Genomic DNA, 21,098 nt, shown 5'->3' on the forward strand with positions numbered 1-21,098 from the left:
AACGAATGTTTCTACTCGGGAGTCAGGTCCCGGTGTCCGAGACGGTGCTCATGCGATACAGTGGCCGAACCTACTGTGATGCGGCACACCGCGCATTGTTCCGTGTCAGCCGCAGTAGTGCGCTCGTCGGAGAATTGTGGAGGTTGGCGTGGGCGTCGAGGTCAGGACCGAAGGCATTACCAAGTCGTTCGGTTCGCAGCGAATTTGGCAGGATGTCTCCTTGACCCTGCCGTCGGGGGAAGTCAGCGCTCTGCTCGGCCCCTCGGGTACTGGTAAATCCGTCTTCCTGAAGTCGCTGATCGGACTGCTGCGCCCGGAGCGCGGCTCGATCTACATCGACGGAACCGATATCACCACCTGCTCCAACAAGGAGCTCTACGAGATCCGCAAGCTCTTCGGCGTGCTCTTCCAGGACGGCGCGCTGTTCGGCTCGATGAACCTCTTCGACAATGTGGCCTTCCCGCTGCGGGAGCACACGAAGAAGTCCGAGGCCGAGATCAAGAACATCGTCATGGAGAAGCTCGAGCTGACCGGTCTGCTCGGCGCGGAGGGCAAGCTCCCGGGCGAGATCTCCGGCGGTATGCGCAAGCGCGCCGGTCTGGCCCGCGCCCTGGTGCTCGACCCGCAGATCATCCTCGTCGACGAGCCCGACTCCGGTCTGGATCCCGTGCGCACGTCGTATCTGTCGCAGCTGTTGATCGATATCAACGCCCAGATCGACGCCACGATCCTGATCGTGACCCACAACATCAACCTGGCCCGCACCGTGCCCGACAACATCGGCATGCTGTTCCGCCGCAACCTGGTCATGTTCGGCCCCCGCGAGGTGCTGCTCACCTCCGACGAGCCGGTGGTCAAGCAGTTCCTCAACGGTCGCATGCAGGGCCCCATCGGCATGTCCGAGGAGAAGGACGAAGCCCAGATGGCCCGCGAGCAGGCCATGTTCGAGGCCGGACACCACCACGGCGGCGCCGAAGAGGTCGAGGGCATCATTCCGCAGATGCAGGCCACCCCCGGCACGCCGGTGCGCCAGGCGGTCAATCGCCGCCGCGAGCGGGTGCGTCAGATCATGCACACGCTGCCGCACGCCGCGCAGGTCGCGATTCAGGAATCCCTCAACGAGGGCAATGACGACACGCAGGTTCTTCCCGCATATCAGGGCACGCACGACACCACGGTTAGACACAACCTGACTAACGGGTAACATACGGCCCGTGAATCGATCCCTGACACGGCTGCGCACCCCGGTCGAGTCGGGTCTTGCCCAGGCCGGAAATATCTTCGCGCTATTACTCGATGTGGCGCGCAAGACTTTTCGCAGGCCGTTCCAGTGGCGGGAGTTCATCGAACAGTCGTGGTTCATCGCGTCGGTTTCGATCCTCCCCGCCGCACTGGTAGCAATCCCGTTCGGCGCGGTCGTCGCATTGCAGACCGGTTCGCTCATCAAGCAGTTGGGCGCGGAGGCGTTCACCGGCGCGACGAGTGTGCTGGCCACCGTTCAGCAGGCGGCCCCGGTCGTCACCGCGCTCATCATCGCCGGTGCCGCCGGTTCCGCCGTCGCCGCCGATCTGGGCTCGCGCACCATTCGCGAGGAGATCGACGCGATGGAGGTGCTGGGTATCGATCCTGTTCAGCGCCTTGTGGTTCCGCGCGTACTGGGCATGATGCTGGTCGCGCTGCTGCTCAACGGCCTGGTCTCGGTCGTCGGCATCTGCGGCGGCTACTTCTTCAATGTGGGCCTGCAGGGCGGCACGCCCGGCGCCTATCTGGCCTCGTTCTCGGCCCTGGCCCAGCTGCCCGATCTGTGGATCGGCGAGATCAAGGCGGCCATTTTCGGATTGGTCGCGGCGGTTATCGCCTCGTACAAGGGGTTGCATCCAAAAGGGGGTCCGAAAGGAGTCGGTGACGCCGTGAATCAGTCCGTGGTGATCACATTCCTGGTCCTCTTCTTCCTGAATTTGATCCTCACCCTGATTTATCTTCAGGTCGTCCCGGCCAAGGGCGCGTGATCCATGGTCGTCTCGCAGCGCCCCACTGCTTTCAGCAAGTCGGCGCGCCGGGTCACCGGTGCGCTCAAAGCCCCCGTGAACATCATCGATCGCGCGGGCGATCAGATGTCGTTCTACACCCGGGCCATCGCCTGGATTCCGCGCACCGCCGTGCATTACCGCAAGGAGGTCATGCGGCTGCTGGCCGAGGTGACCTTCGGCTCCGGCGCGCTGGCGGTGATCGGCGGCACCATCGGCGTCATCGTCTTCATGTCGGCCTCGGTCGGCGTCGTGGTCGGCCTACAGGGCTTCAAGGCCCTCGACGCCCTCGGCTCGGGTGTGCTCACCGGCTTCCTGACCGGCTACATCAACACCCGTGAACTCGCGCCTCTCGTTGCGGCACTGGCACTTTCGGCGACGGTCGGCTGTGGCTTCACCGCTCAGCTCGGGGCCATGCGCATCTCCGAGGAGATCGACGCGCTCGAGGTCATGGCGGTGCCCGGTGTGCCGTTCCTGGTGACCACCCGCGTCATCGCCGGATTCCTGGCCGTCATTCCGCTCTACATCGTCGGCCTGCTGGGCACCTATCTGGCGTCGAGATCGATCAGTATCTATTTCAACGGCCAGAGCAGCGGCTCCTACGACCACTATTTCAGTCTTTTCCTACCACCCGAAGACGTGCTCTATTCGTTCGTCAAGGTGCTGGTATTCGCTTTCGTCATCATCCTGGTGCACTGCTATTACGGCTTCAACGCCTCCGGCGGTCCGGCCGGTGTCGGCGTGGCCGTGGGTCGCGCCGTGCGTGCCGCCATCGTGTTGGTGAATATCCTCGATTTCTTCCTGTCCCTGGCTATTTGGGGCACGACCACGACGGTGCGGGTGGCCGGATGAGCAATCCGAAGCGCGTGCAGTTCTGGCGCTCCACGGAGAAATTGCGCACCCGTACCCTCGGCGTGCTGTTCTTCGTGGTGATGGCGCTGTTCCTGACCACCACCGTCGCCATCTACAACAAGGCGTTCACGAAGGTGGTGAAGGTCGATCTGATCACCGATACGGTCGGCAACGCGCTGACCCGCAATGCGGATGTGAAGGTCCGCGGCGTGACGGTCGGCGAGGTGCGCTCGAGCGATTTCGAGGACGGCAAGGTGACTTTGCACCTGGCCATCGATCCGGCCAGGGCCGAACAGATTCCGGCCAATGTCACCGCGCGGCTGCTGCCCAAGACCCTCTTCGGCGAACGCTACGTGGATCTGATCTGGCCGGAGAACCCCAGCGGCCACCTGACCGACGACCTGACCCTGGAACAGGACAAGGCGGGCAGCGCCGTCGAGGTGAGCAAACTGCTCGACAACCTGCTGCCGCTGTTGCAGGCGATTCCGCCGCAGTACCTGGCCTCCACTCTCGGCGCGCTGTCGCAGGCGCTGCAGGGCCGCGGCGAGGAGCTGGGCAAGACCATCGACCGGCTGGATCAGATCTTCGCCGAGGTGAATGTCGAACTGCCCACGCTGCAAGAGGATCTGCGCCAGTTCGCCACGGTGGCCGACACCTACGCCGACGCCGCGCCGCAACTGGTCTCCGCACTGGACAATCTGCGCACCACCAATGCCACCATCGTGCAGCAGCGTTCGCAGATCGACACCCTGCTGGCCACGCTCACCCCGAGCGCCTCGGCCACCGCGGACTTCCTGCTCGCCAACCGCGACAACATCATCGATGTCGCCGCCGACTCGCGGCCCGCCCTGGAGGCGCTGGCCAAGTACTCGCCCGGCTACTCCTGCGCCCTGGCCAATTTCGCGCAGATGAAGCCGCGCATCGACGAGATCTTCGGCAAGGGAACGGATCTGCCGGGCTCGCGCGTGACCGTCGAGATCGTGAACACCCGCGGCAAGTACCTGCCCAACCAGGACGAACCGCGCTGGTTCGATCCGCGCGGCGCGATGTGCATTCCGGAGTATCCGCTCGGCGTCGACCCGGGCCAGTACACCAACGGCTCCGCCAATGACGGCTCCTACCAGCCGCCCACGCGCAATCCGGGCGACCAGAACATCGGCAGGATGCCGGAGCCGCAGTACCGCGTGTACGGCCCGTACGCCCCGACCACCGTCGGATCGCCGAGCGAGGAGAAGACCCTCGGCGCGATCTACGGTGCGGCGCACGGTGTTTCGCCGGAGCAGGTGCCCAGCTGGGTGACCCGTATCGCGGCCCCGGCGTTTCGCGGAAGTGAGGTGAGCGTGCGATGAAAGACCTGTTGCGTGGCCTGGGCGGCACGCTGACCAAGCTCATCGCCTTCATCATCGTCACCGTGCTCGCCACCGGCGTGTTGGGCCTGACCATCGCCAACTACACCGGCGGCGGCACCAAGTTCAAGGCGCGCTTCACCGATGTCACCTCGGTCAATCCGGGTGACGAGGTGCGAATCGCGGGTGTGCGCGTCGGCAAGGTCACCAAGGTGGCCATCGTGGACAAGCGGCTGGCCGAGGTGCAGTTCGAACTCAACGACCGCGACTGGCTGCCCGCCTCCACCACGGCGACCATCAAGTACCGAAATCTGGTGGGGCAGCGCTACATCGCACTGGAGCAGGGTGCGGGCCAGCAGGGGCGCAAGATCACCAAGGGCGCGACCATCCCGCTCGAGCACACCAAGCCCGCGCTGAATCTCACCGAGCTGTTCAACGGCTTCCGGCCGCTGTTCCAGACGCTCACGCCCGATGACGTGAACAAGCTGTCCTACGAGATCATCCAGGTCTTCCAGGGTGAATCCGGCACCATTCGGGATCTGGTCTCCAGCACCGCCAGCCTCACCAACAAGATCGCCGACAAGGACGCGGTCATCGGTGAGGTGGTCAAGAACCTGAATGCCGTTCTCGACGCCGTCAATTCGCGCGACGGCCAGCTCGACCAGTTGATCGTGAACACCGAGGCGCTGATCACCGGGCTCAATGCCGAACGCGGCACCATCGGCCAAGCGGTCACCTCGCTGGGCAATCTGGCCTCGGCCACCGCGGATCTGCTGGTCCCGACTCGCCCGAATCTCCAGGGCGCGATCGCGGGCCTCAACGACCTCACCGGCACGCTCAACGACCGGCAGCCCGAGGTCGACGAGGGGCTGACCAATCTGCCCATCAAGATGGAGAAGCTCGGCCGGGCAGCGAGTTACGGCTCCTGGTTCCAGTTCTATCTGTGCGGCATCGATATCGTCGCCGGACCGGGCGCGGCCGACGCGCCGCAGCTCAACATTCCGGCAGATATCCCCACCATCAATCAGCCGATCTACACGAATCCGGCTCCGCGCTGCCATGGGAAGGGAGGCCGCTGATGGACGACCGGACCGTACTCGGCCAGCGCAGCCCGGCATTCATGGGCGGGCTCGGCCTGGCCATGGTGCTGTTGGTGACCATGACGGCGTTCAGCCTGGACCGGCTGCCGATCATCGGCGCGGGCACCAAGTACACCGCCGAGTTCTCCGAGGCCGCCGGGCTGAAGAAGGGCAACGAGGTTCGTATCGCGGGCGTCAAGGTCGGCTCCGTCCAGGATGTCCGGCTCGACGGCGACAAGGTGCTGGTGGACTTCCGCACCCAGGACGCCTGGGTCGGCGACGAGACCACCGCCTCCATCCAGATCAAGACGCTGCTGGGCCAGAAGTTCCTGGCGCTGGACCCCAAGGGCTCCGACGCCGCCGATCCGAGCACGCCGATTCCCTTGGCGCGCACGGTATCTCCCTACGATGTGGTGGACGCCTTCAGTGATGCCGCCAAGGACATCGAGGAGACCGACACCAATCAGCTGGCCACCTCCATGAAGGTGCTGTCCGAGGCGTTCTCGGCCACCCCGCCGGAGATCCGCGGCTCCATCGACGGCGTCGCGCGGCTCTCCGAATCGCTGGCCAAGCGCGACGACCAGCTGCGTCAGCTCTTCGCCGCGACCAAGCAGACCACCCAGGTGCTGGCCGACCGCAATGCCGAATTCGAGCGGCTGCTCGCCAATGGCGGTCAGCTCCTCGCCGAGCTCAATGTCCGCCAGCAGGCCATCTCCCAGCTGCTCAGCGGCGCGAAAACCATTGGCGCGGAACTGAGCGCACTGGTGCACGACAACGAGGCGCAGATGGGCGACGCCCTCACCAACCTCAACAAGACCATCGACATTCTCAATGCCCACCAGGCCGATATCTCCAAGACGCTCACCCTCGCCGCGCCGTTCTACGGCCTGTACGCGAACGTCCTGGGTACCGGCCGCTGGTTCGACGCGGTGATCACCAACCTGATTCCGCCCGCGCTGCCGGATGTGCCCGGCTACCGCGAACCGATCCGGAAGATGGGAGGCTAGCGGTGGCACGCGATTTCATGAGTTCGGTGCGCTCCTCCGGGTCCAAGGGCTGGATCGCCGCGGGCGTGGCGGCCGCCGTGGTGCTCGCCGCCGTCGCGTGGTGGGGGATCGACAAGTTCAACACCACCCGCATCACCGCGTACTTCGACAAGTCCATCGGCATCTACGAGGGCTCCGACGTCCGCATTCTCGGCGTGCCGGTGGGCAAGGTCGACGCCATCGAGCCGATGGGCGATCAGGTCAAGGTCGTCATGAATGTCGATCGCGAATACGATATTCCGGCCGATGCCAAGGCCGCGCAGATCACGCCCTCGGTGGTCTCCGACCGCTACATCCAGCTCGCGCCGGTATACCAGGGCGGACCCAAGATGGGGCGCAATGCCACCATCCCCAAGGACCGCACCGCCACCCCGGTCGAGGTGGATCGCCTCTACAAGAGCATCACCGAACTCTCGGATGCCCTGGGCCCCAATGGCGCGAACAAGGACGGCGCGGTCAACGAGCTCGTCCGCACCACCTCGGCCAACCTCGCCGGAAACGGCGAGGCGCTGGCCAACAGCTTCACGCAGCTCTCCAAAGCCGCTGCGGTGCTGGGGGATTCGCGCACCGACATCTTCGACACCGTGAAGAACCTGCAGCAGTTCGTCACCATGCTCGCCGAGAACGACGCCCAGGTGCGCCAGTTCAATACGCAGCTGGCCGACCTGTCCGGATTCCTCGCCGGTGAGCGCCGCACCCTGGGCGACGCGCTGAACCTGCTCTCGGTCGCCCTCGGCGATGTCGCCCGGTTCATCGACGACAACCGGGAACTGGTGCAGTCCAACGCCGAGGCGCTCACCCAGCTCACCCAGACCCTCGCCGATCAGCGCGACGATCTGGCCGAGGCGCTGCCGCTCATCCCGACCGCGCTGAGCAATCTCATCAATGTGCACAACGGTGAGACCGGCACGCTCGATATGCGCCCGAACTTCACCGATCTGCAGGATCCCTTCGGCGTGGTCTGCAAGATGCTCGATCTGGGCAAGCTGCGGCCCGGCGATCCCAAATTCGACGCCATCTCCCGGCAGCTGCGCCCGATTCTCGACAATTGCGAGGCCATCACCTCGCAGATCACCTCGGGCGTGCAGACGCCCTCGCTGATTCTGCCCTTCGGCATTCTCAGCGGCGAGAACCAGCAGCGCGCGCCGGTGCCGGGCACCGTCCCGGGTACGCCCTCGGACCAGGCCCCGCCGTCGGAAGGTGGACAGCGATGAGCGCCAAGCGAATTGCCCTCGCGGCCACCGCGATCGGCGCGGCCACACTGCTCACCGGCTGCGGCGGCGTGTCCAGCATTCCGCTGCCCGGCGGTCCGGGTGTCGGCGACAACCCGCTGCACCTCGATATCCGCTTCTCCGATGTGCTGGACCTGGTGCCGCAGTCCACGGTCAAGGTGGACGGCGTCGCGGTCGGGCGCATCGACAAGATCGAACTCGCGCCCGACGGCTGGACCGCCAGTGTGAAGGCCACCGTGCAGAATTCGGTGAACCTGCCCGCCAATGCCCGCGCCGAGGTGCGTCAATCCAATCTGCTGGGCGAGAAGTTCGTCGAACTCTCCGTGCCGACCCACGACCCCGCTACCGCGAAATTGCAGGACAACGCGGTCATTCCGGTCGAGAACACCCGCACCGCCACCGAGGTGGAGCAGGTGCTCGGCGCACTGTCGTTGCTGCTCAACGGCGGTGGCGTGGCGCAGCTGCAACCCATCGTGGTGGAGCTCAACAAGGCCCTCGAGGGTCGCGAGGGCAAGGTGCGCGATCTGCTGGAGCAGGCCAACACCCTGATCTCCGGCCTGAATCAGCAGGTGGACGACATCACCCGCGCGCTCGACGGGCTCAATACGCTGAGCAGCCGCCTGAGCCAGCAGACCGACCAGATCTCCAAGGTCCTCGACGAATTGCCACGGGGCATCCAGATTCTGGAGGAGCAGCGGCCGCAGCTGATTCAGCTGCTGACCCAGCTCGACCGCGTCGGCCAGGCCGGATTCGATGTGCTCGACCACTCCAAGGACGACCTCATCACCGATCTCAACTCGCTGCGGCCCACCCTGCAGGAGCTGGGCCGCTCGGCCGGTGACCTGGTCACCGCCTTCCCGCTCATCCCGACCTACCCGTTCCCCGACGAGTCCATCAAGTCGGCGTTCGGCGGACAGGTGAACACCTGGCTCTCGGTCGACCTGGAGATCGGCACGCTGCTGTCGAATCTCGGTGTGGGCAAACCGGATCCGGTGTACCTGCCGCCCGCGGGCCGTCCGGTACCCGTCGACGGCTCCAATCCGTACTACAACGGCAACGGCCCCCGGCCGGGCTGGCCTACCGTCTCGCTGGTGCCGTTGCCGCCCACCGTGGTGCGCCCGCAACTGCCCGCCGGACTCCAGGTTCCGACCGATCCGCTGGGTTCGCTGCTCGATCAGCTGGGAGTGGGTGGTCCGCGATGACCCGTCTGGTGCGCTACCAGCTCATCGCCTTCGGCCTGATCGCCGTGCTCGGCGTGGTGTTCGTCGGCGCGAAATACGTTCGCCTGGACAATATGTTGGGCTTCGGCCAGTACCACGTACAGGTGCGGATGGACCGGACCGGCAATATCTCCAAGGGCGCGGAGGTGACCTACCGGGGCGTTCCGGTCGGCCGCGTGGGCGCGCAGGAGATCACACCCGACGGCGTGCTCGTCACCCTCGACATGGATTCCGGCGCCCCCAAGGTGCCCGCGAACGCGAAGGCGGCGGTGGCCAACCGCTCCGCCATCGGTGAGCAGTACGTGGATCTCATGCCGACCAGCGCGGGCGGGCCGTACCTGAAGGACGGTTCGGTCATCGACGGCGCGCAGCTCCCGATCCCGGTCGAGGAGCTGCTCGCCAGCGTGAACCACTTCGCCAGCACCACCGATCTGGTGGCGCTCTCGACGACCATCACCGAACTGGGCAAGGCCTTCGACGGCAAGGGCGACGACCTCCAGATCCTGGTGGACTCGCTGCAGAAGTTCACCGAGACCGGCGTCGAGGCGCTGCCGGAGACCCTGCGGCTGATTCGCGACGCCCAGACCGTACTGACCACCCAGGCCGAACAGTCCCCGGCCATCCGGCAGTTCAGCGACGGCCTCGATCAGCTGACGGCGCAGCTGCGCTCCAACGATCCCGATGTGCGCCGCCTCATCGGCACCGGCACCGACGCGGGTGACCAGATCGCCAAACTGCTCGAGGAGAGCGGTGAACCGCTCACCACGGATCTGGCGAATCTGCGCACGCTGCTCAAGGCGGTGTCGCCGAAGTTCTACGCGCTGGGTCCGGTGCTGCAGATGCTGCCGCTGCTGTCCATCGGCGCCTCGGCCACCGCGCCCGGCGACGGCACCACGCACTTCGGTCTGGTGCTCGAGACCAACAACCCCCCGGCCTGCACGGTGGGCTACGAGGGCACCCAGCGCATTCTCGACGAGATGAAGGCGCAGAATCCGGACTTCGACGACACCCGCGACGACTTCCCCTTCAATACCGAGGCCAAATGCACGGTGCCGCAAGGGAATCCGACCGCCGTGCGCGGCGGTGAGCGGGCCGAGTTCGCCGATCCCAGTGTGCCCCAACCGTGGGACGACAACCCCAAGGTCGATCCCGACAAGCTCAATCTGAATCCGGTCGCCACGCAGCTGGCCACGCTCATGGGTGTGACCCCCAAGCACTGAGCGCGCAGCCGACGAGGCGCGGAATAGAGAGGAAAGTATGGTGGCGGCGTGAGCCAGCAAAACGACAGCGAACCCGAGGTGGGCCCCGACAAGTCGGCCGAAGAGCCGACCGCCGAGGCGACCACCGCGACTTCGCCGGAGGCTGGCTCGGCGTCCCCGGCCGACACCTCGGTCGATGAGTCGTCGCCCGAGCCCGACACCGAGACCCCGGCGCGGCTGAGCAAATCCGCCCAGCGCCGCGCGGAGCGGGACCGGGCACAGGCCGCGGCCGCCGAGGAGGCGGGCGGCCCGGACGCCCGCAAGGTCGTGACGCTGGCCTCGGTCGCCGCGCTGGTGGTCGCCGCCGTCGCCGCGGTGTTCTTCGGCAGCACCTGGATCGTCGGCGGCCTCATGCAGGACCGCCCCCGCGCCGAGGCCCGCGACGCCGCGCTCTCCGATGCGCAGCAGGCCGCCGTGAATCTCATGACCTTCGACCCGAACGATGTCGACGGCTCCATCGAGAACATGCTCTCCTCCACCGCGGGCGAACTGCGCAAGGAGCAGACCAAGGACCTGGACTCGCTCAAAGCGCAGGTCGCCGAGGCCAAGACGACGATGAAGTCCGAGGTGGAGGGCGCGACCATCGTCTCGCTCGACAGCGAGCGCGAGCACGCGTCGGCCTTCGTGGTCCTGCGGATCACCCGCGCCTGGCCGGGCAGTCAGCCCGCCACCTTCCGGCAACTGTGGAGCCTCGACATGGTGAAGGAGGGCGACACCTGGAAGGCCGAGGGGGCACAGAACCTCGGCGAACCGGTCTCGCTCGACGCGGGCGCGGCGGCCCAGCCGGGCGCCGCCCCCACCACCGCGCCGCAAGAGCCGGGCCGATAGGAGGCAGGGATATGGCCAACAAGCGACCGCCCGTCAATCGCGTCACCCCCAAGCGCCGCCCGGCGGCCCAGCGCAGTTCCGGCGCGCGCACCACCGCCGCCGATCTGCGCCAGGGCGAGAACACCCGCGCCAAGGCGTCCACCGCCACCCGCGCGAGCTCCGCCCCGCGCGGCAAGGTCCGGTTCTCGAAGTCCGATACCGCCGCGCCGCGCGGAGATTCGCGTGCCGCGGACTCCGGCTCGGTCTGGCAGACCTGGCGCACCGCCATCGTCTGTGGCGCCGCGGCGCTGCTGCTGGCCGCCTTCGCGGTCGTGGCCGCCTTTCGTCCCGGCGTCGACGACAGCAATCTCGCCTACGTCGACAACAAGGCCACCGACGAGGTGAAGGCCGCCGCCGCGAATGCCCTCTCGACGGTCTTCGCCTACAACGCCAAGGACATCGACGGCTACAAGGACCGGGCCCGCGCCGTGCTCACCGGCAAGATGCTGACCGAATTCGATCAGGACAAACTGGTCGAAACCGGCATCGACGCCATCAAGCAGACACAGACCGACGCCGAGGTCAAAACCGAGCCGATGGGTGTGACTTTGCTCACCGAAGATCGGGCCGAGCTGCTGGTCGACCTCAGCGTCAGCGCCGTCAAGGACGGCGTCCCGCAGCAGAGCGCCTCGGGTCCGGTGGTGCTGCGGATGCAGAAGGTCGGCGATCGCTGGCTGGCCGCCGAGATCGCCGATCGCTGATCGGTCAAGGACTTTTGCGCCCCTGGTCGGACCCGGTTTTCGAGTGATCCGCCAGCGCGACAAACGATCTCGCGCCGCGCGCGGCCCCTGCCGCACTTGACGAGTTTCGTCCGAGCCGTCACGCTATTCACAACAGCGGCAGCTGTCACAGGGGCAAGCCCCACGAGGTGACCCGGCAATCGCAGCCAGCGGACGACGGGGCTCCTGGTTGGCAGGTCAGTGCATTCGGTGGTACCGAATATGTGCACTGCGCCACAGTGAACCGATACGGCGCGTTAGCGACCCGCATCGAGGTACGGGTGGTACTTTGACACCCCCGTAGGTTTGGGTGTAGTTTTGGACGTTGCGCTGGCTGCCTCCTGTCCATACCTTGTTCGCATCGACGAAAGTTCCACCTTCCGGTGTTACTTCCGCTGTTTGCTGTTCGGGTTTCGTTCGGGTGGGGACCAGCGGAATTCGTAGCAGACAAGCGACGGTCGCGGACCACCACGCGACGCGCGTGAGGTGCTGGAAGGACGCATCTTGGCAGTCTCCACCCAGACCAAGGCCGGTATCCCCGGAGCCCCGAAGCGGGTGTCTTTCGCGAAGATTCGTGAACCTCTGGAGGTTCCCGGACTTCTCGATCTACAAACCGAGTCGTTCAACTGGCTGATCGGTTCACCGGATTGGCGGGAGCGCGCTACGGCGCGCGGCGACGTCAATCCCGTTGGTGGCCTCGAGGAGGTGCTCGAGGAGCTGTCGCCCATCGAGGACTTCTCCGGGTCCATGTCCCTGTCCTTCTCCGACCCGCGATTCGAGGAGCACAAGGCCTCCATCGAGGAGTGCAAGGACAAGGACATGACCTACGCGGCGCCCTTGTTCGTGACCGCGGAGTTCATCAACAACAACACCGGTGAGATCAAGTCTCAGACGGTCTTCATGGGCGATTTCCCGATGATGACCGACAAGGGCACCTTCATCATCAACGGCACCGAGCGCGTCGTCGTCTCGCAGCTGGTTCGTTCGCCGGGCGTGTACTTCGACGAGTCCATCGACAAGAGCACCGAGAAGACGCTGCACTCCGTGCGCGTCATCCCGTCGCGCGGCGCGTGGCTCGAATTCGACGTCGACAAGCGCGACACCGTCGGTGTGCGCATCGACCGCAAGCGTCGTCAGCCGGTCACCGTGCTGCTGAAGGCGCTGGGGCTCACCACCGAGGAGATCACCGAGCGCTTCGGCTTCTCCGAGATCATGATGTCGACCCTCGAGAAGGACAGCACCCCCGGACAGGACGAGGCGCTGCTCGACATCTACCGCAAGCTGCGTCCGGGCGAGCCGCCGACCAAGGAGTCCGCGCAGACCCTGCTGGAGAATCTGTTCTTCAAGGAGAAGCGCTACGACCTGGCTCGCGTCGGCCGCTACAAGGTCAACAAGAAGCTCGGCCTGAACCTGGACAAGCCGGTCACCGGTTCGGTGCTGACCAAGGAAGACATCGTCTCGACGATCGAGTACCTGGTCCGTCTGCACCAGGGCGACCGCACCATGACCGCCCCCGGCGGCCACGAGGTGCCGGTCGACGTCGACGATATCGACCACTTCGGCAACCGTCGTCTGCGTACCGTGGGCGAGCTCATCCAGAACCAGATCCGGGTCGGCCTGTCGCGTATGGAGCGCGTCGTCCGCGAGCGCATGACGACTCAGGACGTCGAGGCCATCACGCCGCAGACCCTGATCAACATCCGCCCGGTCGTGGCAGCCATCAAGGAGTTCTTCGGAACCTCGCAGCTGTCGCAGTTCATGGACCAGAACAACCCGCTCTCGGGCCTGACCCACAAGCGTCGCCTGTCGGCGCTGGGCCCGGGTGGTCTGTCGCGTGAGCGCGCCGGTCTGGAAGTTCGTGACGTCCACCCGTCGCACTACGGCCGCATGTGCCCGATCGAGACCCCGGAAGGCCCGAACATCGGCCTGATCGGTTCGCTGTCGGTCTACGCCCGCGTGAACCCGTTCGGTTTCATCGAGACCCCGTACCGCAAGGTCGTGGACGGCCGCGTCACCGATGAGGTCAAGTACCTCACCGCCGACGAGGAGGACCGCGAGGTCCGCGCCCAGGCGAACTCGCCGGTCGACCGCGACGGCAACTTCCTCGAGGAGAAGGTGCTCGCGCGCCGCGGCAATGAGGAGATGGAATACGTCTCCCCGGCCGAGGTGACCTACATGGACGTCTCGCCGCGCCAGATGGTGTCGGTCGCGACCGCCATGATCCCGTTCCTCGAGCACGACGACGCCAACCGTGCCCTCATGGGCGCGAACATGCAGCGTCAGGCCGTGCCGCTGATCCGTTCCGAGGCCCCGCTGGTGGGCACCGGTATGGAGCTGCGCGCCGCGGTCGACGCCGGTGACGTGGTCGTGAACGCCAAGGCCGGTGTGGTGGAAGAGGTTTCGGCCGACTTCATCACCGTCATGCACGACGACGGCACCCGCCGCAGCTACCGCCTGCGCAAGTTCGAGCGCTCCAACCAGGGCACCTGCGCCAACCAGCGTCCGATCGTGGACGAGGGCCAGCGCGTCGAGGCGGGCCATGTGCTCGCCGACGGTCCCTGCACCGAGAACGGTGAGATGGCGCTGGGCAAGAACCTGCTCGTGGCGATCATGCCGTGGGAGGGCCACAACTACGAGGACGCGATCATCCTGTCGCAGCGTCTCGTCGAGGACGACGTCCTCACCTCGATTCACATCGAGGAGCACGAGATCGACGCGCGCGACACCAAGCTGGGCGCGGAGGAGATCACCCGGGACATCCCGAACGTCTCCGACGAGGTGCTGGCTGATCTGGACGAACGCGGCATCGTGCGCATCGGCGCCGAGGTCCGCGACGGCGACATCCTGGTCGGCAAGGTCACCCCGAAGGGTGAGACCGAGCTGACCCCCGAGGAGCGCCTGCTGCGCGCCATCTTCGGTGAGAAGGCCCGCGAGGTCCGCGACACCTCCCTGAAGGTGCCGCACGGTGAGTCCGGCAAGGTCATCGGCGTACGCGTGTTCTCGCGCGAGGACGACGACGATCTGCCCCCGGGCGTCAACGAGCTGGTGCGCGTGTACGTCGCGCAGAAGCGCAAGATCCAGGACGGCGACAAGCTCGCCGGTCGCCACGGCAACAAGGGCGTCATCGGCAAGATCCTCCCGCAGGAGGACATGCCGTTCCTGCCCGACGGCACCCCGGTCGACATCATCCTGAACACCCACGGTGTGCCGCGTCGTATGAACATCGGCCAGGTGCTGGAGACCCATCTGGGCTACATCGCCAAGACCGGCTGGCAGGTCGACGGTTCGCCCGACTGGTCCAAGAACCTGCCGGAGGAGATGTTCGGTCAGCCCGCCGACACGAATATCGCCACCCCGGTGTTCGACGGCGCCCGCGAGGAGGAGCTGACCGGTCTGCTCGGTTCGACGCTGCCGAACCGCGACGGCGAGAAGATGATCAACGACGACGGCAAGGCGGTGCTGCTCGACGGCCGTTCCGGCGAGCCGTTCCCGTACCCGGTGGCCGTCGGCTACATGTACATCCTGAAGCTGCACCACCTGGTCGACGACAAGATCCACGCGCGTTCGACCGGTCCGTACTCGATGATCACGCAGCAGCCGCTGGGTGGTAAGGCGCAGTTCGGTGGTCAGCGCTTCGGTGAAATGGAATGTTGGGCCATGCAGGCCTACGGCGCCGCCTACACCCTGCAGGAACTGCTCACCATCAAGTCCGATGACGTGGTCGGTCGCGTGAAGGTGTACGAGGCGATCGTCAAGGGCGAGAACATCCCGGAGCCGGGTATTCCGGAGTCGTTCAAGGTTCTGCTCAAGGAGCTCCAGTCGCTGTGCCTCAATGTGGAGGTGCTGTCCTCGGACGGCGCGGCCATCGAGATGCGCGACGGCGACGACGAGGATCTCGAGCGCGCCGCGGCGAACCTGGGTATCAACCTGTCCCGCAACGAGGCTGCGACGGTCGACGACCTGGCGCAGTAAGAGCGATCGGTCCGGGAAGGTCGCTCACCTTTTGAAAAGCCTTCCCGGGCAACGGATTTAGCGAACTTTTGCTCATACTCAACCCGAACAGGGGAAAGGAAGTTACGTGCTAGACGTCAACTTCTTCGATGAACTCCGGATCGGCCTGGCCACCGCTGAAGACATCCGAAACTGGTCCTTCGGTGAGGTCAAGAAGCCGGAGACCATCAACTACCGCACGCTGAAGCCGGAGAAGGACGGCCTCTTCTGCGAGAAGATCTTCGGTCCCACCCGGGACTGGGAGTGCTACTGCGGCAAGTACAAGCGCGTCCGCTTCAAGGGCATCATCTGTGAGCGCTGTGGCGTCGAGGTCACCCGCGCCAAGGTGCGCCGTGAGCGGATGGGCCACATCGAGCTGGCCGCCCCGGTCACCCACATCTGGTACTTCAAGGGTGTGCCCTCGCGCCTGGGCTACCTGCTCGACCTCGCGCCGAAGGATCTCGAGAAGATCATCTACTTCGCCGCCTACGTGATCGTGGCCGTCGACGACGAGCTGCGCCACAACGAACTCTCCACCCTCGAGGCGGAGATGGAGGTCGAGAAGAAGAACGTCGCCGACCAGCGCGACGCCGACCTGGAGGCCCGCGCCCAGAAGCTCGAGGCCGATCTGGCCGAGCTCGAGGCCGAGGGCGCCAAGTCCGATGTGCGCCGCAAGGTCAAGGACGGCGGCGAGCGCGAAATGCGTCAGCTGCGCGACCGCGCCCAGCGCGAGCTGGATCGTCTCGACGAGATCTGGAGCACCTTCACCAAGCTCTCGGTGAAGCAGCTGATCGTGGACGAGGTGCTCTACCGCGAGCTGCAGGACCGCTACGGCGAGTACTTCACCGGCGCCATGGGTGCCGAGGCCATCCAGAAGCTCATGGAGAGCTTCGATATCGCGGCCGAGGCCGAGAACCTGCGCGAGATCATTCGTACGGGCAAGGGCCAGAAGAAGCTTCGCGCGCTGAAGCGCCTGAAGGTCGTCGCCGCGTTCCAGTCCAACGGCAATTCACCGATGGGCATGGTCCTCGACGCCGTGCCGGTGATCCCGCCGGAGCTGCGCCCGATGGTGCAGCTGGACGGTGGCCGCTTCGCGACCTCCGACCTCAACGACCTGTACCGCCGCGTCATCAACCGCAACAACCGTTTGAAGCGACTGATCGATCTGGGTGCGCCCGAGATCATCGTGAACAACGAGAAGCGGATGCTGCAGGAGTCGGTGGACGCGCTGTTCGACAACGGCCGCCGCGGCCGTCCGGTCACCGGTCCGGGTAACCGCCCGCTGAAGTCGCTGAGCGATCTGCTCAAGGGCAAGCAGGGTCGTTTCCGTCAGAACCTGCTCGGCAAGCGCGTCGACTACTCCGGCCGTTCGGTCATCGTGGTCGGTCCGCAGCTGAAGCTGCACCAGTGCGGTCTGCCCAAGCTGATGGCGCTCGAGCTGTTCAAGCCGTTCGTCATGAAGCGTCTGGTCGACCTGAACCACGCGCAGAACATCAAGTCCGCCAAGCGGATGGTCGAGCGTCAGCGTCCCCAGGTGTGGGATGTCCTCGAAGAGGTCATCTCCGAGCACCCGGTCATGCTGAACCGCGCGCCCACCCTGCACCGCCTGGGTATCCAGGCCTTCGAGCCGCTGCTGGTCGAAGGTAAGGCCATCCAGTTGCACCCGCTCGTGTGTGAGGCGTTCAACGCCGACTTCGACGGTGACCAGATGGCCGTGCACCTGCCGCTGTCGGCGGAGGCGCAGGCCGAGGCCCGCATTCTGATGCTGTCCTCGAACAACATCCTGTCGCCCGCGTCGGGTCGTCCGCTCGCCATGCCGCGTCTGGACATGGTCACCGGTCTGTACTACCTGACCCGCCTGAACGAGGGCGCGGTCGGCGAGTACCGCCCGGCCACCAAGGACGAGCCCGAGTACGGCGTCTACTCCTCGCCCGCCGAGGCGCAGATGGCCGTCGACCGCGGTGACCTCACCGTGCGTTCGCTGATCAAGGTCCGCCTGACCGAGCAGCGTCCGCCGAAGGCCGTCGAGGCCGAGCTGTTCCCGAACGGCTGGCAGCGTGGCGACGCGTGGACCGCGACCACCACCCTGGGCCGCGTCATCTTCAACGATCTGCTCCCGGCGGACTACGCGTTCATCGACGAGCCGATGCCGAAGAAGCGTCAGGCGGCGATCATCAACGATCTCGCCGAGCGGTACCCGATGATCGTGGTCGCGCAGACCGTCGACAAGCTCAAGGACGCGGGCTTCTACTGGGCCACCCGTTCCGGTGTCACCGTCTCCATGTCGGACGTGCTCGTTCCGCCGGAGAAGGCGGAGATCATGGAGCGCTACGAGGCGCAGTCGGATCAGATCGAGAAGAAGTACCAGCGTGGTGCGCTCGATCACCAGGAGCGCAACAACGCCCTGGTCAAGATCTGGCAGGAAGCGACCGAAGAGGTCGGTAAGGCGCTGCGCGCGCACTACCCGGCCGACAACCCGATCATCACGATCGTCGACTCGGGCGCGACCGGTAACTTCACCCAGACTCGTACCCTCGCCGGTATGAAGGGCCTGGTTACCAACCCGAAGGGTGAGTTCATCCCGCGGCCGATCAAGTCCTCCTTCCGTGAGGGCCTGACCGTTCTCGAGTACTTCATCAACACCCACGGTGCGCGAAAGGGTCTGGCCGACACCGCGCTTCGCACCGCCGACTCGGGTTACCTGACCCGTCGTCTGGTGGACGTGTCGCAGGACGTCATCGTGCGCGAGACCGACTGTGGCACCGAGCGCGGCATCGTGGTGCCGATCGCGGAGCGGCAGGCCGACGGCTCGCTCATCCGTGACGCCCACGTGGAGACCAGCACCTACGCTCGTACGCTGGCCACCGACGCGCTCGACGCCAAGGGCAACGTCATCATCGAGAAGGGTCACGATCTCGGTGACCCGGCGCTCGACGCGCTGCTCGAGGCCGGTATCACCGAGGTGAAGGTCCGCTCCGTGCTGACCTGCACCACCGGCACCGGCGTGTGCGCCACCTGCTACGGCCGCTCCATGGCGACCGGCAAGCTGGTCGATATCGGCGAGGCCGTCGGTATCGTCGCCGCGCAGTCCATCGGTGAGCCCGGTACCCAGCTGACCATGCGTACCTTCCACCAGGGTGGTGTCGCGGGTGACGACATCACCGGCGGTCTGCCTCGCGTGCAGGAGCTCTTCGAGGCTCGTGTGCCCAAGGGCAAGGCCCCCATCGCGGAGGTCGCGGGTCGGATCCGGCTCGAGGACGACGACCGCTTCTACAAGATCACCATCATTCCGGACGACGGTTCGGACGAGGTGCTCTACGACAAGCTGTCGAAGCGTCAGCGTCTGCGGGTGTTCAAGCACGACGACGGCACCGAGCGTCTGCTCGCCGACGGCGATCACGTGGATGTCGGCCAGCAGCTGCTGGAGGGCTCCGCCGATCCGCACGAGGTGCTGCGCGTCATGGGTCCGCGTCAGGTGCAGATCCACCTGGTCCAGGAGGTCCAGGAGGTGTACCGCTCGCAGGGTGTGTCCATCCACGACAAGCACATCGAGGTGATCGTCCGCCAGATGCTGCGTCGCGTGACCATCATCGATTCGGGTGCCACCGAGTTCCTCCCCGGTTCTCTGGTGGAGCGCGCCGAGTTCGAGGCCTCGAACCGTCGCGTCGTCGCCGAGGGCGGCGAGCCCGCCTCGGGTCGCCCGGTCCTGATGGGTATCACCAAGGCGTCGCTGGCGACCGATTCGTGGCTGTCGGCGGCCTCCTTCCAGGAGACCACCCGCGTGCTCACCGATGCCGCGATCAACTGCCGCTCCGACAAGCTGATCGGCTTGAAGGAGAACGTGATCATCGGCAAGCTGATCCCGGCCGGTACCGGTATCAACCGCTACCGCAACATCCAGGTCCAGCCCACCGAGGAGGCCCGTCAGGCCGCGTACGCGGTGCCGTCCTACGACGACACCTACTACACCCCGGACGGCTTCGGCACCACCACCGGTGCCGCGGTTCCGCTGGACGACTACGGCTTCAGCGACTACCGCTAAGGCTCAGGGTCTCAACGGCATTCGGCCCCCGCTCCGTTCGGAGCGGGGGCCGTTTCGCGTTTTCGACACCTGGCGGTCTGTCGGGTTTATGCTGGCCAGAACCTCGACCGCCGCTGTAGGGAGGGTTCGGATGTCCTCGTGCCGCAGAATTCTGGTGGCCGTGCTGGGTGGTGCGGCGCTGTCGCTGCCGGTGGTCGCGCCGGGCGCGGCCGCGCCGGAGCCCGACGGTCTGGGCGGGTGCTATCGGGGTGGCGTCCTCATCGGTGACCGCATCGCCGGAACCGGCAGCGCGGGCCAGGGCGTGCGCCGCCAGGGCGAGGTGTGGGACTGCGCCAGCCCCGTGCTGCCCGGCATCGTCTCCGGTACCTTCCGTGCCGAACTGCCGTGGCGCGGTTTCGGCACGCCGACCACCGGAACGTTCGCATGGTCGGATGGCAGCGTCAGTACCGTTGCGGGACTTCCCAATACGCTGTGGAGCATTACGGACGGCCCGGGCCGCGGCCACACCGTCCGATTCGACCTCGATATGGAGATGAACGGGGACTGGTACTACACCGACAACGCCATGGCGATCGAATCCCTGACGGTGGTGCGGTAGTCGGCGAATTCCTCAGCGGGGCTGGGGTTCCGGGAGGGCGTCGAAGGCGGGGCGGATGGCGTTGGACGCGCCGGGAACCAGTGATTCGGCGTAGGTGAGGGCGGCTTCCACGGCGGGCTGGCCGCCGGACTGCTGCAGGCCGATGGCCGCGCCGATGAGGGTTCCGACCACGGTGGTGATCGGGATGGTGATGAAGTCGAGGATGAAAAGTCCCGCGGGGAAGCCGATCAGGAAGCCGATGGCTCCGCCGATCGCCGCGCCGGTGGCGACGCCGGGGAGATTGGCCTGGACGACATCGAAGAAGTGCTGCTGGGCGTTGACGTCGCGCAGCGGGGCGGGGGACTGGGCCGCGGGGGTGAGGGTCAGATGGCGGCCGCCGTCGGCGATCTGGGGGGTGAGGGTGAGGATCTTTCCGGCGACGTCGTAGCGCAGCGGGACGGTCGCGGCCAGCATGCCCTGGTCGTCGGTGACGATAATGGCTTCGCCGTCCCAGGTGGGCAGGAACTGGCCCGCCGCGATGGTGCTGGCCACCGCGCGCTTGTCCTCGGTGAGGGTCACTTCGTAGGGGATGCCGTCCTCGGTGCCCGCGACCTGGAGGGCGGGGGCGACCGGGGTGGAGTCGGCGGTTGCCGTGCCCGCGGGCACCAGCGAGGCCGCCAGGCAAAGTAGTAGCGGCGCAATGGGTTTGGCGAAGCGCATATGGTGTCCCTACGGTTGCGGGCCGCGCGGCCCCGACGTCTGCGGAAAACGTACCCGGGTCGACCGGAGATCGGAACCCTTGCGGCACATATAGGAATGCCGAATGGTACCGCGTGGCCCGC

The 21,098-nt window shown here is 66.1% G+C and carries 15 protein-coding genes; 14 read left to right on the forward strand and 1 reads right to left on the reverse strand.

The window, feature by feature from the left end; genetic code table 11:
• The first annotated feature begins 148 nt into the window (after nucleotides 1–148).
• The 14 genes from ACIBH2_RS14500 (at nucleotide 149) to ACIBH2_RS14565 (ending at nucleotide 20,277) form a co-directional block, all read left to right on the forward strand.
• On the forward strand, nucleotides 149–1,204 hold the full coding sequence (locus ACIBH2_RS14500) for an ABC transporter ATP-binding protein (protein WP_397117429.1): 1,056 nt from the start codon (nucleotides 149–151) through the stop codon (nucleotides 1,202–1,204).
• Nucleotides 1,205–1,214: 10 nt separating this feature from the next.
• Nucleotides 1,215–2,009 (forward strand): MlaE family ABC transporter permease, encoded by a 795-nt coding sequence (locus ACIBH2_RS14505; RefSeq protein ID WP_397117431.1) that lies wholly within the window; start codon nucleotides 1,215–1,217, stop codon nucleotides 2,007–2,009.
• Between the two features lie 3 nt (nucleotides 2,010–2,012).
• On the forward strand, nucleotides 2,013–2,879 hold the full coding sequence (locus tag ACIBH2_RS14510; RefSeq protein ID WP_397117433.1) for an MlaE family ABC transporter permease: 867 nt from the start codon (nucleotides 2,013–2,015) through the stop codon (nucleotides 2,877–2,879).
• Entirely contained in the window at nucleotides 2,876–4,228 is a 1,353-nt protein-coding gene (locus tag ACIBH2_RS14515) for an MCE family protein (protein WP_397117435.1), read from the forward strand. The genes ACIBH2_RS14510 and ACIBH2_RS14515 overlap by 4 nt, the downstream gene beginning before the upstream one ends.
• Entirely contained in the window at nucleotides 4,225–5,304 is a 1,080-nt protein-coding gene (locus ACIBH2_RS14520) for an MCE family protein (protein WP_397117437.1), read from the forward strand. The genes ACIBH2_RS14515 and ACIBH2_RS14520 overlap by 4 nt, the downstream gene beginning before the upstream one ends.
• The gene (locus tag ACIBH2_RS14525; RefSeq protein WP_397117439.1) at nucleotides 5,304–6,311 is read left to right on the forward strand and encodes an MCE family protein; all 1,008 of its coding nucleotides are present in this window, start codon (nucleotides 5,304–5,306) and stop codon (nucleotides 6,309–6,311) included. Before ACIBH2_RS14520 ends, ACIBH2_RS14525 begins: the two co-directional genes overlap by 1 nt.
• Before the next feature lie 17 nt (nucleotides 6,312–6,328).
• Nucleotides 6,329–7,564: an MCE family protein gene (locus ACIBH2_RS14530; protein ID WP_397120749.1), complete on the forward strand. Its 1,236-nt coding sequence runs from the start codon at nucleotides 6,329–6,331 to the stop codon at nucleotides 7,562–7,564.
• On the forward strand, nucleotides 7,561–8,784 hold the full coding sequence (locus tag ACIBH2_RS14535) for an MCE family protein (RefSeq protein WP_397117441.1): 1,224 nt from the start codon (nucleotides 7,561–7,563) through the stop codon (nucleotides 8,782–8,784). The genes ACIBH2_RS14530 and ACIBH2_RS14535 overlap by 4 nt, the downstream gene beginning before the upstream one ends.
• The gene (locus ACIBH2_RS14540; RefSeq protein WP_397117443.1) at nucleotides 8,781–10,022 is read left to right on the forward strand and encodes an MCE family protein; all 1,242 of its coding nucleotides are present in this window, start codon (nucleotides 8,781–8,783) and stop codon (nucleotides 10,020–10,022) included. The genes ACIBH2_RS14535 and ACIBH2_RS14540 overlap by 4 nt, the downstream gene beginning before the upstream one ends.
• A 48-nt stretch (nucleotides 10,023–10,070) precedes the next feature.
• A complete protein-coding gene (locus ACIBH2_RS14545; RefSeq protein WP_397117445.1) occupies nucleotides 10,071–10,889 on the forward strand; it encodes a hypothetical protein in 819 nt (272 codons plus the stop codon).
• Between the two features lie 11 nt (nucleotides 10,890–10,900).
• Nucleotides 10,901–11,629 (forward strand): hypothetical protein, encoded by a 729-nt coding sequence (locus ACIBH2_RS14550; protein WP_397117447.1) that lies wholly within the window; start codon nucleotides 10,901–10,903, stop codon nucleotides 11,627–11,629.
• 504 nt (nucleotides 11,630–12,133) lie between these two features.
• The gene (locus ACIBH2_RS14555) at nucleotides 12,134–15,619 is read left to right on the forward strand and encodes a DNA-directed RNA polymerase subunit beta (RefSeq protein ID WP_397117449.1); all 3,486 of its coding nucleotides are present in this window, start codon (nucleotides 12,134–12,136) and stop codon (nucleotides 15,617–15,619) included.
• A 106-nt stretch (nucleotides 15,620–15,725) separates the two neighbouring features.
• Nucleotides 15,726–19,679, forward strand: a complete 3,954-nt coding sequence (locus tag ACIBH2_RS14560) for a DNA-directed RNA polymerase subunit beta' (RefSeq protein WP_397117451.1) — start codon at nucleotides 15,726–15,728, stop codon at nucleotides 19,677–19,679.
• Nucleotides 19,680–19,809: 130 nt separating this feature from the next.
• Nucleotides 19,810–20,277, forward strand: a complete 468-nt coding sequence (locus ACIBH2_RS14565; RefSeq protein ID WP_397117453.1) for a hypothetical protein — start codon at nucleotides 19,810–19,812, stop codon at nucleotides 20,275–20,277.
• Nucleotides 20,278–20,289: 12 nt separating this feature from the next.
• Here ACIBH2_RS14565 and ACIBH2_RS14570 read toward each other — a convergent pair whose 3' ends face one another.
• The gene (locus tag ACIBH2_RS14570; protein ID WP_397117455.1) at nucleotides 20,290–20,976 is read right to left on the reverse strand and encodes a hypothetical protein; all 687 of its coding nucleotides are present in this window, start codon (nucleotides 20,974–20,976) and stop codon (nucleotides 20,290–20,292) included.
• Nucleotides 20,977–21,098: the final 122 nt, after the last annotated feature.

This window comes from Nocardia sp. NPDC050406 (assembly GCF_044459025.1).
Lineage (GTDB): Bacteria > Actinomycetota > Actinomycetes > Mycobacteriales > Mycobacteriaceae > Nocardia.

Excerpts from the sequence above, each read along its gene's own strand:
- ACIBH2_RS14510 (WP_397117433.1), top strand. The coding sequence starts at position 2,013 with ATGGTCGTCTCGCAGCGCCCCACTGCTTTCAGCAAGTCGGCGCGCCGG.
- ACIBH2_RS14515 (WP_397117435.1), top strand. The coding sequence starts at position 2,876 with ATGAGCAATCCGAAGCGCGTGCAGTTCTGGCGCTCCACGGAGAAATTG.
- ACIBH2_RS14520 (WP_397117437.1), top strand. The coding sequence starts at position 4,225 with ATGAAAGACCTGTTGCGTGGCCTGGGCGGCACGCTGACCAAGCTCATC.
- ACIBH2_RS14525 (WP_397117439.1), top strand. The coding sequence starts at position 5,304 with ATGGACGACCGGACCGTACTCGGCCAGCGCAGCCCGGCATTCATGGGC.
- ACIBH2_RS14530 (WP_397120749.1), top strand. The coding sequence starts at position 6,329 with ATGAGTTCGGTGCGCTCCTCCGGGTCCAAGGGCTGGATCGCCGCGGGC.
- ACIBH2_RS14535 (WP_397117441.1), top strand. The coding sequence starts at position 7,561 with ATGAGCGCCAAGCGAATTGCCCTCGCGGCCACCGCGATCGGCGCGGCC.
- ACIBH2_RS14540 (WP_397117443.1), top strand. The coding sequence starts at position 8,781 with ATGACCCGTCTGGTGCGCTACCAGCTCATCGCCTTCGGCCTGATCGCC.
- ACIBH2_RS14550 (WP_397117447.1), top strand. The coding sequence starts at position 10,901 with ATGGCCAACAAGCGACCGCCCGTCAATCGCGTCACCCCCAAGCGCCGC.
- ACIBH2_RS14565 (WP_397117453.1), top strand. The coding sequence starts at position 19,810 with ATGTCCTCGTGCCGCAGAATTCTGGTGGCCGTGCTGGGTGGTGCGGCG.
- ACIBH2_RS14570 (WP_397117455.1), bottom strand. The coding sequence starts at position 20,976 with ATGCGCTTCGCCAAACCCATTGCGCCGCTACTACTTTGCCTGGCGGCC.